General features: G+C 57.7%; 16 protein-coding genes and 2 pseudogenes. 7 read left to right on the plus strand and 11 right to left on the minus strand.

Translation table 11 applies throughout. The features are described from left to right. Nucleotides 1-3: 3 nt before the first annotated feature. The 3 genes from hfq to BB934_RS12400 all read right to left on the minus strand — a co-directional run bounded on the left by hfq (nt 4) and on the right by BB934_RS12400 (nt 1,157). The gene (hfq, locus tag BB934_RS12390; RefSeq protein ID WP_335645624.1) at nt 4-258 is read right to left on the minus strand and encodes an RNA chaperone Hfq; all 255 of its coding nucleotides are present in this window, start codon (nt 256-258) and stop codon (nt 4-6) included. A 127-nt stretch (nt 259-385) separates the two neighbouring features. Next, nucleotides 386-670, minus strand: a complete 285-nt coding sequence (locus BB934_RS12395) for a hypothetical protein (RefSeq protein WP_099509904.1) — start codon at nt 668-670, stop codon at nt 386-388. Nucleotides 671-764: 94 nt separating this feature from the next. Then, entirely contained in the window at nt 765-1,157 is a 393-nt protein-coding gene (locus BB934_RS12400; RefSeq protein ID WP_099509905.1) for a RidA family protein, read from the minus strand. Between the two features lie 139 nt (nt 1,158-1,296). Between BB934_RS12400 and BB934_RS12405 the strand changes: the two genes are divergently transcribed. Then, on the plus strand, nt 1,297-1,587 hold the full coding sequence (locus BB934_RS12405; RefSeq protein ID WP_099509906.1) for a DUF1330 domain-containing protein: 291 nt from the start codon (nt 1,297-1,299) through the stop codon (nt 1,585-1,587). A 66-nt stretch (nt 1,588-1,653) separates the two neighbouring features. On the opposite strand, the gene BB934_RS12410 is transcribed toward BB934_RS12405, so the two are convergent. After that, the gene (locus BB934_RS12410; RefSeq protein WP_157934146.1) at nt 1,654-2,478 is read right to left on the minus strand and encodes a hypothetical protein; all 825 of its coding nucleotides are present in this window, start codon (nt 2,476-2,478) and stop codon (nt 1,654-1,656) included. Nucleotides 2,479-2,537: 59 nt separating this feature from the next. Continuing rightward, nucleotides 2,538-2,675, minus strand: coding sequence for a hypothetical protein (locus tag BB934_RS47035; protein WP_157934147.1), 138 nt, complete (start codon nt 2,673-2,675; stop codon nt 2,538-2,540). 287 nt (nt 2,676-2,962) lie between these two features. On the opposite strand from BB934_RS47035, the pseudogene BB934_RS50890 reads away from it, so the two are divergent. Then, a pseudogene (locus BB934_RS50890) lies at nt 2,963-3,145 on the plus strand (hypothetical protein); the annotation flags it as partial. Between the two features lie 571 nt (nt 3,146-3,716). After that, the gene (locus tag BB934_RS12420; RefSeq protein ID WP_099509909.1) at nt 3,717-4,118 is read left to right on the plus strand and encodes a PRC-barrel domain-containing protein; all 402 of its coding nucleotides are present in this window, start codon (nt 3,717-3,719) and stop codon (nt 4,116-4,118) included. A gap of 405 nt (nt 4,119-4,523) precedes the next feature. Here the strand turns inward: BB934_RS12420 and BB934_RS47040 are convergent, their stop codons facing one another. The 3 genes and pseudogenes from BB934_RS47040 to BB934_RS12435 all read right to left on the minus strand — a co-directional run bounded on the left by BB934_RS47040 (nt 4,524) and on the right by BB934_RS12435 (nt 6,350). Next, on the minus strand, nt 4,524-4,682 hold the full coding sequence (locus BB934_RS47040) for a hypothetical protein (protein ID WP_157934148.1): 159 nt from the start codon (nt 4,680-4,682) through the stop codon (nt 4,524-4,526). A gap of 134 nt (nt 4,683-4,816) precedes the next feature. Beyond that, nucleotides 4,817-4,969 (minus strand): annotated as a pseudogene (locus tag BB934_RS49070) (RNA polymerase subunit sigma); the annotation flags it as partial. Between the two features lie 1,117 nt (nt 4,970-6,086). After that, nucleotides 6,087-6,350 (minus strand): hypothetical protein, encoded by a 264-nt coding sequence (locus BB934_RS12435; RefSeq protein WP_099509912.1) that lies wholly within the window; start codon nt 6,348-6,350, stop codon nt 6,087-6,089. 233 nt (nt 6,351-6,583) lie between these two features. Here BB934_RS12435 and BB934_RS50895 point away from each other — a divergent pair, with 233 nt between their 5' ends. After that, nucleotides 6,584-6,700, plus strand: coding sequence for a hypothetical protein (locus BB934_RS50895; protein WP_418294751.1), 117 nt, complete (start codon nt 6,584-6,586; stop codon nt 6,698-6,700). 1,432 nt (nt 6,701-8,132) lie between these two features. Beyond that, entirely contained in the window at nt 8,133-8,246 is a 114-nt protein-coding gene (locus BB934_RS49075) for an FAD-dependent oxidoreductase (RefSeq protein WP_237050264.1), read from the plus strand. Between the two features lie 52 nt (nt 8,247-8,298). On the opposite strand, the gene groL is transcribed toward BB934_RS49075, so the two are convergent. Both groL and groES read right to left on the minus strand, forming a co-directional pair. Then, nucleotides 8,299-9,939 (minus strand): chaperonin GroEL, encoded by a 1,641-nt coding sequence (gene groL, locus BB934_RS12445; RefSeq protein WP_099509914.1) that lies wholly within the window; start codon nt 9,937-9,939, stop codon nt 8,299-8,301. A 43-nt stretch (nt 9,940-9,982) separates the two neighbouring features. Beyond that, nucleotides 9,983-10,297, minus strand: a complete 315-nt coding sequence (groES, locus tag BB934_RS12450; protein WP_099509915.1) for a co-chaperone GroES — start codon at nt 10,295-10,297, stop codon at nt 9,983-9,985. Between the two features lie 722 nt (nt 10,298-11,019). On the opposite strand from groES, the gene BB934_RS12460 reads away from it, so the two are divergent. Both BB934_RS12460 and BB934_RS12465 read left to right on the plus strand, forming a co-directional pair. Next, nucleotides 11,020-11,514 (plus strand): cupin domain-containing protein, encoded by a 495-nt coding sequence (locus BB934_RS12460; protein WP_099509917.1) that lies wholly within the window; start codon nt 11,020-11,022, stop codon nt 11,512-11,514. Between the two features lie 1,291 nt (nt 11,515-12,805). Continuing rightward, nucleotides 12,806-13,423 (plus strand): uracil-DNA glycosylase family protein, encoded by a 618-nt coding sequence (locus tag BB934_RS12465; protein WP_099509918.1) that lies wholly within the window; start codon nt 12,806-12,808, stop codon nt 13,421-13,423. 249 nt (nt 13,424-13,672) lie between these two features. Here the strand turns inward: BB934_RS12465 and BB934_RS47045 are convergent, their stop codons facing one another. Further along, nucleotides 13,673-13,921, minus strand: coding sequence for a hypothetical protein (locus tag BB934_RS47045; RefSeq protein WP_157934149.1), 249 nt, complete (start codon nt 13,919-13,921; stop codon nt 13,673-13,675). Between the last annotated feature and the right edge of the window lie 92 nt (nt 13,922-14,013).

Consider the following 14,013-nt stretch of genomic DNA (forward strand, 5'->3'; position numbering starts at 1 on the left):
TTCTTAGGAAGCTTGGGGCCCCTGAGGTGGGGTTGTGGGAGGGCTGGCTTCCCCGAATGAAGGTGGGTCTGTCAGTTGGACCGGCTCAGCTGGGTGGATAGCCGAGATAGCATGTTTGTAGACAATCTGCGTACCCGTGCCTCGGACAAGCTGCACCGTGTAATTATCGAACCGTTTGATCCGGCCCAGCAGCCTGATCCCATTCACAAGGAACATCATTACCTCAATCTGCCTTTCGTGAAGATGTTTAAGGAACATGTCCTGGATCGGCGGGGTCCCTTGGGCGGTCACGTTTGAACCCCTTTCGAGCACCCTTACGGGGACGCTCCTCTGTGGTGCTTGGAAGTAGCACGATGTCCATTGAGGCTGAGCCCTGTGGCGAGGCTCACATACGACCTCGGGGAGCTATTGCTGAGGGGAACCGTTCCATCTCAACAAGTCTCGTCGCTTGCGGCAACTCTCGTTCGGCAAAATCTCGTATGGGCTTTGCTGTTTCGCGAATACGAAGGCTGAGATGCTCGATCTCGGACGCCGTCATGGACATCCCGTGCGCCGCTATCATTTCGGCGAGGTCTTCGGGAAGTGCATCAACTTGCTCTTGGAGGAGGAGAAGGGCTGCACGGATGGTACTCAACTCTCGTTCGTCAACGACAAGGGCGAGTTTCTTCATAGGGAATCGTCGGCCTCTAAGCTTGTCCTTTCAGGCTACAGGCTGATGCGGCGGAAACAAGGCAACTGCGTGAGCGGTTCATTACCATAGTGATCTAAGCCATGGCGACGCATTCGATCTCGATGTCGAATTCCGTCGGCCACGAGGCGACCGGCACGAAGGTGCGCGAGAGTGGGTTTTTCGGAAAGAAGCGAGCGTAGATCCGATTGATCGTTTGATGGAACCCCGCATTGCTCGCGTAGACGCGAACCATCACCACCTTATCGAGCGAGGTGCCTGCGCTCTCAAGACAATGCTGAACCGCCTTGAGGGAGGCTTCGGTCTGAACTTCTATATCGCCCCGGACGAACTTCCCTGTCTCCAGATCAAAGGGCGGCGTTCCCGAGACAAACACAAAGCCATTGGCCTTCGTCACCAGCGAGAGCGGAACCCCAACATCGCGGACACCCGGTGAGAGAACAGGCACTTCGATCGTCTGTTTGGACATGGCCGATACCCTTTAAGCCCCGTCACTGTGCCGAAAGATAAGGGTGCCCCGAGAACTCTTGCGGATAGGAAGCTTCGAGCGTCTCTCGACCAAAGTGGTCTCGGCATTGAGAATGGCATTGTCAGAGAGGGAATAGACTATGCCTGCAGCCTACATGATCGTGCAGATCAAGATCACCCGCGAAGAGGGCTGGCCCGAGTACCGGCAGAAGGTGGCTGAACTCTTCGCTCGACATGGCGGACGCCATCTCGTCCGGGGTGGGCCAGTTGAGGTCCTGGAGGGCTCTTATGACGGGCGACGGCTGGTCATATTCGAGTTCCCGTCGATGGATGTGATCCGATCCGTCTGGGATTCACCGGATTACGCAGAGGTGAAGAAACTGCGCGAGGGCGCAGGCGAACTGGATGTCTGGGCCGTGCCAGGAGTCTGATCCTCCAGCCATACCCTTGCCGCCTGGAGTTGTGTCTTCCGAATGCGAAGCGCCGCCCCCGCACTGTTAATGGTGCTCGTCAGACGGTTGATCAACGAGCCTCTTGATCTCGAACACCACTGCCGTGACAAAGGCAGAGAGAAGGAGAAAGCCCAGAACGGTCGTAAAGGTGCCTTCCTGGACTCCAGGGTTCAATCCGATCAAAGGAATCGACAGCAAAGCCGGAATGCCGAGGGTGATGGCAGCAAGGATGTAGATGGGGTTTGCCGGCTCATTTGTCTGCTGGCTCGTCTGAGCCCCACGCGCTGCACTCTCTTGCGTCAAGTCCGTCACCTGTCCCGAGGCATTCCTCACACGATCCGATGTAACCTGAGGAGCAATTTGGGATGAGCTTTTGCCATTCCCAAGGCTGTCCGACTGGAGATCGTGGACCGTGGGGTGATGCTGTATTGATCCTTGCCGCTGGTGGGCTCGCATCTCTGCCCCTTCACTGGGCCGGGGTAGATCGCTCGCAACGCCCTGATTGGGCTCTGTTGGAACAGAATCATCCGCCAATGCGATCGTCTGCGCGGTTTGCTCGACTTCATCTCTGACCCTGCTGTGCGGGCTTTGCCGGTTCGACTCGTTCTGATTGCCTTCAGCGCCCAAGCTGCCGTCGCTGGGGAGAGTATTGCCCCGTTCGGACGGGAGGCTGGAGATAGGGTTCCCTTCTGGACCTTCCATTGTCCCGCTGGGTATCTCAGCGGTCAGGGAGTCCAGAACCGTGTCCGCATTGCGCTTTAGAGCCCCGCGCGGCTTGCGGGCGGAGGATTTCGGCGGTTGCGCACCAGCCGCGTCACCCTGCTGTCTGAGATCATCACGTTGGCTCGGGCGCTTCGGGGGTTTGCTCATCGTGAGATCAAGAGCAGATACGTTGGCTTTTTGATGACTCTGAAAGGGATCGTGTTCGGCTAACCGTGGCGGTTGGCGTAGCGTCGCTTCTTGGTAAGATTCTTCAGCCCTTCGAGTACCTTGGCTGGGGCGACCACCTCCTTATAGCGGCGGGTGTGCTTCTTGAATGATGGACGCATGCGCGATTTACCGGCCATGGCTTGTTCCTTTCAGTTGATTCCGCATCGAACCACACTAAGCCGTAAAGGAACACCTCATCCCGAATAGGTACACGGAGTTCGGATCAAGGTTCAGCCAGCAGCACAATTTGCGGTTGCTGCCAAACAGTCATGGTACTTTCGCCGAATTACAAAGCATACCATGCCAAGCTCGTCAGCCGAGGGCTTCATATAGGTTCAATCACTCCGGAACGGTGCTCGCAGCCTTGGCGTTACAGGGGGGCAGGTTGCCGACGAACCTGCTCTGAATGTCCTGGAGAGCTCGTATGGTGAATGCATCCGGTATCAGCAGCCAATCCACGCCTGACCGAGAGGAGCGTAAGTCTGCGGAATGCCCCCCCGATAATAAGCTGCCCGAGAACTCGCAGGAGAATCTCGATGCAAGGCTCGACCATGCCATTGAGGAAACCTTCCCGACCAGCGATCCGGTCTCTGTGACCATCACCAAGGGGCCTGAGCCCGCTCGTGCGGATCAGGAAGCCCGTGCCTCATCGGCGGGTGACCAGCAGGGCCAATCGGAGCAGGGCTCAACCGAGCGTGTTCTCGATCAGGTCCGGGAGGCGCTCAACGATGTCTCTGGAAGTGCCGCTGAGGCAGCAGGAAATGTGTACAGCCGAGGCAAGCGCTACGTGCGGCAAGCAGGAGAACACTACCCTCAAGCTGAGCGATATGTTCGCGAGGGAGGAAGCCTTGTGAACCAGTACACCACTGAGAATCCGCTTATCGCGCTCTTGATGGCAGGAGCGGTCGGCTACGCCCTGGCTTGGATGATCCACGCTAAGAGGCGAGATCGGCAGCAGGATGTGCCAGATTATGGCCGAACGAACCGTGGGTATGCCCCGCACCGTGGCGAGCCGCACCTATAAGCTTGCTTGCAAACTTTTGAGAGAAGCCCACACGCTGATCACACGAGGGCTCTGATCAACCGTGGGCCAGACGAACACCTCGCATCGCCGCAGAGCGGAATGGGAGGTCAACAGGAGCACAGAGGTCTTCCATAATTTGGAGAGGAGACGCGGTATGGCCCAGACAGATACCACTACCAGCGATGCCACTGGCGCGATGACGGGTAAGCCCTTGATCGAGAGTGATCGGGTCGAGGGAACGGCAGTGTATGATCCGCAAGGCAACCACCTCGGCTCGATCAAGCGTCTGATGATCGAGAAGATCAGCGGCAAGGTCGCCTATGCCGCGATGGCGTTTGGCGGCTTCCTTGGCATGGGAGAGGACGAGCACACCATCCCGTGGAGCAAGCTGACCTACGACACCAGCCTGGGCGGCTACCGCACGGACATCACCGAAGAGCAGTTACGCGGGGCACCGTCCTTTTACCGGGATCGCGATGACTATGACTGGTCCGACCGGGAGCGCGAGCGCGAACTGCACGACTACTGGAGAACTCCCTACTATTGGGGCATCTAAGCTTCAGGTCAGGGCAATCTCGTGGTGGAGCAGAAAGCCAGCGGAGCCTAAACGCTCCTCTGGCATCTGTGAATGAGGGAAGTGAAGAGTGCCGGATCTGTTCGAAGCCTAACCCAAGTTCGGCAATTCCCAGAGATGACATCCACAAAGCTGTTGGAGGCCGAATTCAGCATGGCAAAAAACCCGTGGCTCAGCCTCTGGCTGAGTGCAGCAAATACCTGGGCTGGTGCTGCTCGTGGATTCTGGACAGCAGAGATGCACCGTCAGCAGACGGCTATGTTGAACGAGATGACCCGACCGAAGCCTCGGTCCTCGCCCAAGACACGCTCATCCAAGAAAGCGGCATCAGGGGTGCGAAGGAGAGCCAAAGGCTGATCATAGCCATACCTCTTATCCGACAAGCCCTCAATAATCGGGCAAAAGCCGCCGCTCGGCCAGCGGCGCGTTCAGTTGGAACCGCAACCCTTTCGTGTCGTAGTGGACCTCCACTTGGGCATTGCGTTGCATGGGCAGGACCCGCTCGAGCAGCGTGGAGCCGAGGCCTTGGTGCTGCGGTTCATTCACGGGTGGACCACCGAACTCTCTACATTCCAGATGAAGCCTTCTACCTGCATTACTCTCAACCACGTCCCACCTGATCTGAACGCTCCCGACCGGGACCGACAAAGCCCCGTACTGGATGGCATTCGTGGTCAGTTCGTGACGAGCCATGCACTGAGGTTAGCGCCTCGCTCAAACCGGTTGATGTTAATGGTGTCCCGCACCAGATCGTCGGCACGGTCGCGGCTGCCGGTGAGCGAGGTAGCAAACGCGCGCAGACTTGGGACAGCTGCCGGTATCTGCTCTCGCAGGCAATCTTCAACCGGTTGCGGTGGGAGCCCCTCGGTGTGCTTCTATCTGACGGGCGAGGAGCATCAAACGTGGTGAGAGAGGAAGCCCATCCAGTTCGGCATACATCTCGCGCAAGGTCGTGCCGATCCGCACTTGTGTCTCAGACTGGATATCTCTCCAGAGATCATCGTCTCTCCAGGCATGGGGAACAACGACGATGTAGTCTTCCAGCCAATCGTCGGATGCTGCACAGCCCATCAGGCATTCCCGTCTGCTCTTGCTGGAGGTGGATATCAACGAGGAAGGTCGTCTTACGTTCCGGCCAAACGGTCACGTTTTGCTAACATATCTTTATTTCTTAAGTGCAACGAAGAAGAAGGAACTGGAGAAGCTTGGCCACGTTGCTTCCCTCATCAAGGGAGGCGGGATTGGCACAGGTTGGAACAGCGCTCACATTACTGGCAAAACCTTGCAGTGTCCTGACCATAGCTCTGATCCTTCCGTTTACGATCACTGCTGTTCCTGCCCAGGCGCAAGGCATCTTTGGGCTCTTCAGGGCCTTCTCCCAACCTGCTGCACCGACCCCACCACCCCAGCCCTTCGGGTATCAGCCTGATCCGGGGGTTGAGCCGCCCCGGCGCAAAGCTCGGCCACGCCCGACGCCTGTGGCTGTGGAGCAGCCTGAGATCAAGAAGCCGGTAGAACCGAAGCCGGTTGGAGAAATTGCCAATCCTGTTCCGGCGCTTCTCGCCGACAGCACCTTGTGCCCAGGAGACATGGTGATGTTCCCGGATGGGTTGCGGGTGTTCACAGGCCGCCCTGGAGGCTCACACAAGCTCGCGGACTTCAAACCCTTGGCCCAGGCAGGCAAGCACCTTTCCCGTGCAACCCGCAAGCTTGTCGCCCATCTCCTTCCAGGAGAAAACGTTGCGTGGAACACGGACGCAATCAGGTCTGGCGGCAAGCTTGCGGCTAACACCAAAGACGTTGACGAGACGGGAAGCGTAGGACGGACCGATGCTCGAAAGGGCTCACGTTCGCGATGATACGACCCTCTATCTAATCTGTTGTCGTAATAAGCCAGGGTGTCACGCGCGACCGAATGCGTCGCGCGTGAGTCTCGGACCGTCGGGCTCGCTATGATTGAACGAGGATGACCAAGGTCTCTGGCAACACGCCGTCATGCTCCATCGCATCGGCCGCAGGCTTCGTCTTCATAAAGGCCACCAACCGATCCATGTCAGCGACCTCCATAACTAAGCCCACGCGGTTCGGCTTTTGGGGATCAACAAATGTGCGAATGTTCGTTACGCCGATCGGTTCGAAAATCTCTTTCCGCTTCGGTGAGGCGAGCCAGTGCTTCGTGTCTTTGACATCGTGATGGGCTATTACGGTCGGCATGAAGTCCTCCCTCGTCTGGCCCCTAAATTGGAGCCAAGCATTACGCTACGCAGCGAAGCAAATCTTAACAACGCAATTCGGCGGAAGGGATGTTCGCGATCCGCGCGGCTGATCGCAAAAGGGTCGGTTGCGGCCCCTCCGGCGGCCGACCTAGAGGGTATCAGGCGTCAGACGTGATCCACTAGATCATTGTCCTTGATGGTCAGGAAATCGTCTGGGTTGAGTTTCGACGCATAGGTGACGAACTCTTTCAGAAGAAACTCTATATCACGCCGAAGTATCAGCGACAGAGCATTGGCTCGCAGATCATGCGATTGCTGAACCAACAGGTCAGACGGCAAAGAGAATAATCCTGCTTTTCGGTTCTATGTGTGACATGGCTTTGAGGTCATCCGGGAGATCCACACCACGTTGGTCATGCGCCGTGCGATGGCTGCGGCGGCTGCGGCGGCTGCGGCGGCTTGATCCTGCCGATTGAATGTCAGTTAGGAGCCGACGCGATCCAGTCTATCACAGACGGGGTAGCGGCAAGCCAGATGACTGAATTCTTAGGTCACCGCATATTCCAGACGGCTCCGGGACGAAGATGAAATGCCGTTTCATCAGACCGGCATCCCGCAACTACTTTCAGATAATCCTGTTCATTCGGAGCGCAAATTGACGCGGGACCTCCTCCGTATCGTTTTTCTTCGCTAACCTGATGAGCAGATCAAGGGGAGATTGCGAGGGCATGCATAAGTTTGGGGTGCTTGCCGCCCTTACGTTGAGTTGGATCACCGCATCCTGCGCTGAAAGAATAGTGCATCCGGCTGTTATGCCCCAGCCAACCCCACCGAAAGCCGCACCCAAGCCATGGCCTAACAATGTGGAGGCGAGGCATCGGGCTGAGACGATTGCAGAGAAGACCGGAAAGCGTTCGGCCATCCACTCTCGTCAGGTTGATCCACGCACCAGCGTGAGGCCAGAGCCGTCACCCGAACCTCAGGCTCCACTCCCGCAAGTATCCCAACAGCCAGAGCAGACCCCAATTTCGCGCGAACCGCCTGCGGTTGTGGCGCTTCCTCCACCCCCGGAACCTGCCGAACCCAACTTTCCGGTCGCAGTGCTGATGCCCCCACCTCCGGAACCCGCCGAGCCGACCTTCCCCTCAACGTCGCCAGCCATCGAGTTATCATCGGCGCGGGAGCCAGCCACACCGACCCTGCCGGAGGCGCCCCCGGAGGCCGGAATCCCACCGCCTCCCGATCCCGCCGAGCCGAGTTTCCCAGTGGCCACGTTGATGTCCCCACCTCCGGAACCGGCTGAACCGACTCTGCCTCAGAGTTCACAAGAGCAGATCGCCTCTGAAACCCCGATCCCAATCCCATTTCCAGACCTTCCGTCCTATCTTTCGCTACGCCCGCGTTTTGATTGGGTGGATACAGTCGGTGCGATCGAACTCCCGCACAACCCACTATCTGAGGCTCTTAAAGCAAACCCAGAGGAACGAACCCCAAGCCTGATCCGAACTCCTTGGCCACTCTCGATTAATGCCACCTAAGCGAACGCAATTCGGCAGGTCGAAGCTCCGTAAAGACAGGCTGGCCAATGGCGCGCGGCACGGCTGTTTGTCGCGAGGGTGAGCGCCTCGCTGCAGGTGGGCACGGCCGCCTCCTCGCGCGAGCCCGGTTCGAGGCCTGCGCCATCAACACGCCGCCGGTTACTGGATTTGATGTAGTGAGCGGCCAATTCCTTTGTGACTTGCCCGCCTCATAGATCGATCAACACGACGGATCGGGTCCTATGGACCATTTCGTTGCGATCGTCATCGGCACGGGCGTCGTTGGACTTGCGGTCGCGCGGGAACTCGCTGTTCAAGATCTCTCGGTGCTCGTGGGTTCGCTTCCGCACCAATGAAAAAGGCCCCGGATTTCCCCGAGGCCTTTCCATTCTTAAAAGAGAACGGGACTTAGAAGCCGCCCATGCCACCCATGCCGCCGCCAGGCATCGCCGGAGCAGCATCGTTCTTTGGCGTCTCTGCAACCATGGCCTCGGTGGTGACCAGCAGGCCAGCCACAGACGCTGCGTTCTGCAGAGCCGTGCGGACGACCTTGGCCGGATCGACGATGCCGGCCTGGAGCATGTCCACGAACTCTTCCGTCTGAGCGTTGAAGCCGTAGGTGTCGGACTTCGTGTTGTCGTTGATCTTGCCGACCACTGTGGATCCCTCAACACCGGCGTTCTCGGCGATCTGACGGAGCGGAGCCTCGAGCGCGCGCAGGACGATCTTGATGCCGGCCTGGACGTCCGGGTTGTCGGTCGTGAGCTTCGCAACCGCAGCCTTGGCGCGCAGCAGAGCCGTGCCGCCGCCGGGAACGATGCCCTCTTCCACCGCAGCGCGGGTGGCATGCATCGCGTCGTCCACGCGGTCCTTCTTCTCCTTCACCTCGATCTCGGTCGAGCCGCCGACGCGGATCACCGCGACGCCGCCTGCGAGCTTGGCCAGGCGCTCCTGAAGCTTCTCACGGTCGTAGTCCGAGGTGGTCTCCTCGATCTGCGCCTTGATCTGCTGAACACGAGCTTCAATCGCGTCCTTTGCACCGGCGCCATCAATGATCGTGGTGCTCTCCTTGTCGATGCGAATACGTTTGGCACGGCCGAGCATGTCGAGGGTGACATTCTCGAGCTTGATGCCGAGGTCCTCAGAAATCGTCTGGCCGGCGGTGAGAATCGCGATGTCCTCGAGCATGGCCTTGCGGCGGTCGCCGAAGCCGGGAGCCTTCACGGCAGCGATCTTCAAGCCGCCACGCAGCTTGTTGACCACGAGGGTGGCGAGAGCCTCGCCCTCGATATCCTCCGCCACGATCAGCAGCGGCTTGCTGGTCTGCACCACGGCTTCGAGGATCGGCAGTAGCGACTGCAAGGAAGAGAGCTTCTTCTCGTGGATGAGGATGTAGGGATCCTCGAGCTCCGCAATCATCTTCTCGGCGTTGGTGATGAAGTACGGCGAGAGGTAGCCGCGGTCGAACTGCATGCCCTCGACCACGTCGAGCTCGGTCTCGGCGGTCTTGGCCTCCTCGACGGTGATGACACCCTCGTTGCCGACCTTCTGCATCGCCTGGGCGATCATCTCGCCGATGGAGGCATCACCATTGGCCGAGATGGTGCCGACCTGAGCGATCTCCTCAGATGAAGCCACCTTCTTGGCGCGGGACTGGATGTCCTTCACCGCCTCGGCGGTGGCAAGATCGATGCCGCGCTTGAGGTCCATCGGGTTCATGCCGGCGGCAACCGCCTTGGCGCCCTCGCGGACGATGGCCTGGGCCAGAACGGTCGCGGTGGTGGTGCCGTCACCAGCCACATCGCTCGCCTTCGAGGCCACTTCGCGCACCATCTGGGCGCCCATGTTCTCGAACTTGTCGGCGAGCTCGATCTCCTTGGCCACGGTGACGCCGTCCTTGGTGATGCGCGGAGCGCCGTAGCTCTTTTCCAGCACCACGTTGCGGCCCTTGGGGCCCAGCGTGACCTTTACGGCGTTGGCCAGAATATCGACACCGCGCAGCATCCGATCGCGTGCATCAGTGGAGAATTTTACGTCTTTGGCAGCCATGAGCTGAACTCCTGTTATTTGTTATCTGTTCGGGCTGGGCTGTTTAAGCTGCCTTCTGAGCCGCGGCGGACTGTTCGATCACGCCCATGATGTCGGATTCCTTCATGATCAGGAGATCCTGGCCATCGATACGCACCTCGGTGCCGGACCACTTGCCGAAGAGCACGCGGTCGCCGGCCTTCACGTCGAGGGCGACGACCTTGCCGCTCTCGTCACGGGCGCCGGGGCCGACGGCGACGATCTCGCCCTCTTGCGGCTTCTCCTTGGCGGTGTCCGGGATGATGATGCCGCCGGCCGTCTTCTCTTCGGCTTCGATGCGGCGGACGACGACGCGGTCGTGCAGCGGACGGAACTTCATGGGCAAGCCTCCTCGTTCTAGAATTGGGGGCACTCGTCTGCGCCGAGCAGCACGTTTAGCACTCGACGCATGGGAGTGCTAACGCGAGTTGATAGCCTGATGCCCCGGTTCAGGCAAGCACATCCTTCAAGAGAAGCTGAACCGTATTCTTGTGCGCGGCGTTGAGCTGTCATAGGCCGCTTGGCCGTTCAGAGATGGGGTTCAGCAGTGTTGAGTTTCGATGCCGTTGAAGAAGTCTGTGAGAGCAGGCAGACGACCCTTGTGATCCACCCGACCATTTGCCGGGCCATCAAAGGGTACGAGGAAAGCTTCTACGTTGGGCTGCGCTGCTTCCTGGCAGGAGAGTGCGATGGGCTCTACTTCCTCCCGCTCCAGGGCGCTGACTATGTTCGCCTCGTCTTCTCGAAACGAGTTTCGTCCGGAGGGTACAATCTTCTCAGGGTTGACCCGCTGACAAAGGAGGGACTGGCACAGATCAAAGCATCCTTGGACTGACTACACCAAACGCCACCTTGTTGCCGGCTAGCTGTCAAACATCCAGAGCAGGAGTTTCGGTGTTAGTGCTGCGTCCAATAACCAGACGTGCCGCTACTGCACTCGGATGGAGCACGTGACGGAGGAGCAGTACGACGTCAAGCCGGGGCTTGAGCCGATCTTATGAAACCCCCTGCCTCGTTTGCGATCCAGCACTAGGATAGACGGCAGCCGTTTCGGAGAGCGCCATGACAGACGACCAAGACAACTCTCATGATCAGCACGAGCATTGGAAGCACCATGGCGTTCAAGTGATCAAGGGTGACCGCCTGGACTCGAATACCGCTCAGACCCCGGGCATGTTTCGGCAGGCTGCAATAAATCATGCGCGGGTAGGGGCACAAAAGATCTGGGCAGGCACGGTGTCGATACAGCCAAACGCCAAGACTGGAGTGCACCACCACGGTGAGTTGGAGAGCGTCATCTATGTCGTAAGAGGCAAAGCTCGCATGCGTTGGGGTGAGCGGTTGGAGTTCGTTGCGGAGGCTGGACCCGGGGACTTCATCTATGTGCCGCCCTTCGTGCCCCATCAGGAGATCAACGCCAATCCGGATGAGCCCCTCGAATGCGTTCTCGTGCGCAGCGATAACGAAGCTGTAGTGGTGAACATTACCGACGTGGACCCGGTCGAGCGGCCGGAGGAGGTCTACTGGGTCGACCCGATCCACAAGCACCCGGACTAAGGGCATTCCAGAGCCACAAATCCTACAAGTCAGGAAGAGCCCCAGTGCGTTTCCTAGGCTGACTGCATGGTCACTTTGCTCCCGCAAGGCCGGCGGGATCAGCGGCAAGGACGGAGTTCACGCCAAAATGCAGGTCCTCGTTTGCGGAGCCAGTAGACGCCGGTCTTGGGATGCTTCCAGGGACACGGCGTTGAAAGGGCCATGTGTACCGCCCGTGTGTACCACTCGGGCAGTCTGAAGCCACTGATTTTGCTGGATTTCTAAGCGGATCAACACCTTAGGGTGTTGTTGGTGCCCAGGAGAGGACTAGCCCCTTCTTTGCGCTAAAGACTTTGTTATCAACTACTTAGGCCAAACGTTCTTCACCCTGTTTGTACCAGAGCTTTGTGCCAATGTGGAGACATATAACGGCGAAACCTCACCGAGATTTGTCTAGGTCGTAGGGCAATCCCGATTGGCTCTAACGAATAAGTAACTCCTGTGGATCGATGAGGAACGTGTGGCACACCGGATGGCAAACGCGCCGCTGCTTGGATACCTTGCTCCCCAAGATAAATACGAAATGCTTCGCAGTTACACACGCCACGGTGGGCTGCGACAGGGGCAAATCAAACAAGGGAAGTTCCGCAATGAGCCGTAGCTTGCGTCAGCTTATTCTTGCTGCTGCTCCTCTCCCCTTGTTGCTTGGAGCCTGTAATACCACCGCGAATCCGTCACCTGAGTTCAACGCAGCATCCATGAGTAAAGAGGAGGCCGCTCCTCTAATGAGTGCCTATAAGCTCTGCATGGCCTCGAAGGCGGCTGCGCTTGATGATGGGATTAGTCCAGCGGACGCTGTAGGCAGAGTAGTGGCCACTTCATGCTCTCCTGCTTTCAGAAGGTATGTAGAGGCGAGAACTCCTGCCCAGTATGCATCGAGAGTATTATCGCAGATGGAGAGAGATACGACTCCAGATTGGGGAACGGAAGCCGTGTTAGAACATCGGGCGCGGCGTAGGTAGAGGGCGATTTAAGATCGCCTCGCCTTTGTAATCAGATGCCGCTTACCGCAGCTCATACATAGTTGCGAGGGCATCATTTGATACTAGCCCGACCATGATCAGCAGGAGTCCCTTCAGTTGGGCGTTCCCGCAAAGTGGGGCTGTTTGGAAAAATTCAGCAAAACCGTCTGAGCCTATTCGCTAATGCTGTTTGAAGTGGCTTCCCCCTCCGGAGTGGCCCGAATGCGCAGATTGCTCTTCCCAAAAACAAGCCTGAGTATTGCCAGCGTTCGCATCTAAGGAAGATAACGATGGCCAGTCAGGAGTTGCTGTTCCCGGATTTCTACACGCGGGTCGTTAAGGGATATCACGGTTCAAACGTTAACAATCAGCCTGGCAATCGGCCACGCGGAACCTTCACTCGCGCTAAGCCAGGTGCAGTGAGAGTGATGGCTGTTCTGCTCAATCCTGGACAGCCTAATGCTGATGAGTTGCGTATTGAGGGCAAACTAGAGGGCCAGGAGCTAGCCAAGGCATTGTGGCATTACAGCGGGACTGTTTGGGATGGTCAGTATTATTCTAAGACGCTTTCCGTTCTGCGGCGGGACGCTTCCCTCCTGCTAGATTTGCCGGAGGACGATTGTGCTAAGCAATTCATGTTCACCAATCTCGTCCGCTGCACAACGACTGGAAATCGGCCACCTGGGGCTGAGGCAATCCAAATTGGGGTAAACTGGCTCAAAGAAGAGATAGAGTTGTGGAAGCCGAAGTACGTAATTGCATACCATACAAAGGTGGAGAAGGCTTTTAGAGACAATCGCATCCGGTTTGACACTCAATTACCGCATCCCGCCGCGCTAGGAGAATGGCTCGTTCCAGGCCGTCGGCAGATACGGATTGACGAAGTGCGGCGGCAGCTCCGGCTCTAAATCCCATCGGTTTTCCTCCATCCTGCTCGCTATCAAAGAACCTTGCCCTTGTGAGAGGCGGTACAAGCTTATCAATAATATCGACCTCTGGCCGACTTCTTGAAATACCTGCTGGCCCTTGGCTCAAAGAGCAGCAAGGTATCCGTAGAAATTAGGGAGGCGATCAGAGCCGGACTGCCAAGACAGCCCCGACCGCCTCACCCTGCCCTCCGTTCACACATGAACATTGTGGAATAGCGGAGGGTTAGCCTACTCGTCCTTTGATGCCTCTCGGTTCATTTCCTCAAGGAGATACTGGGGAATACCTATAGTTATCCAGTAATCTCCATTTGCCGAGAACGTTGTTGTAGGCATTTCAAGAACAATTCCTCCCTTCCCATCTTTAGTTACTCTAGGTCCAACCGTAAAGTGACCGGCTCCTGCGCTCCATCCCATCAGTTCAGGGATTATTACCTTAGAACCCATATCCCTACGAAGGCCGTTTAGCTTAATTTTCACCTTGCTCTCCCGTTATTTAATTTATGAATACTTTCATATTACGCTGGAACTTGTCAAATCTGTTGCGAGATTTTCGTCACACGTGTGCAGCG

The sequence above is a fragment of the Microvirga ossetica genome (genome assembly GCF_002741015.1).
GTDB classification, from domain to species: domain Bacteria; phylum Pseudomonadota; class Alphaproteobacteria; order Rhizobiales; family Beijerinckiaceae; genus Microvirga; species Microvirga ossetica.

Bases quoted from the DNA above. Each gene is read 5' to 3' on its own strand.
- hfq (WP_335645624.1), bottom strand. From the start codon at position 258: ATGTTCCTTAAACATCTTCACGAAAGGCAGATTGAGGTAATGATGTTC.
- BB934_RS12395 (WP_099509904.1), bottom strand. From the start codon at position 670: ATGAAGAAACTCGCCCTTGTCGTTGACGAACGAGAGTTGAGTACCATC.
- BB934_RS12400 (WP_099509905.1), bottom strand. From the start codon at position 1,157: ATGTCCAAACAGACGATCGAAGTGCCTGTTCTCTCACCGGGTGTCCGC.
- BB934_RS12405 (WP_099509906.1), top strand. From the start codon at position 1,297: ATGCCTGCAGCCTACATGATCGTGCAGATCAAGATCACCCGCGAAGAG.
- BB934_RS12410 (WP_157934146.1), bottom strand. From the start codon at position 2,478: ATGAGCAAACCCCCGAAGCGCCCGAGCCAACGTGATGATCTCAGACAG.
- BB934_RS47035 (WP_157934147.1), bottom strand. From the start codon at position 2,675: ATGGCCGGTAAATCGCGCATGCGTCCATCATTCAAGAAGCACACCCGC.
- BB934_RS12420 (WP_099509909.1), top strand. From the start codon at position 3,717: ATGGCCCAGACAGATACCACTACCAGCGATGCCACTGGCGCGATGACG.
- BB934_RS12435 (WP_099509912.1), bottom strand. From the start codon at position 6,350: ATGCCGACCGTAATAGCCCATCACGATGTCAAAGACACGAAGCACTGG.
- BB934_RS49075 (WP_237050264.1), top strand. From the start codon at position 8,133: ATGGACCATTTCGTTGCGATCGTCATCGGCACGGGCGTCGTTGGACTT.
- groL (WP_099509914.1), bottom strand. From the start codon at position 9,939: ATGGCTGCCAAAGACGTAAAATTCTCCACTGATGCACGCGATCGGATG.
- groES (WP_099509915.1), bottom strand. From the start codon at position 10,297: ATGAAGTTCCGTCCGCTGCACGACCGCGTCGTCGTCCGCCGCATCGAA.
- BB934_RS12460 (WP_099509917.1), top strand. From the start codon at position 11,020: ATGACAGACGACCAAGACAACTCTCATGATCAGCACGAGCATTGGAAG.
- BB934_RS12465 (WP_099509918.1), top strand. From the start codon at position 12,806: ATGGCCAGTCAGGAGTTGCTGTTCCCGGATTTCTACACGCGGGTCGTT.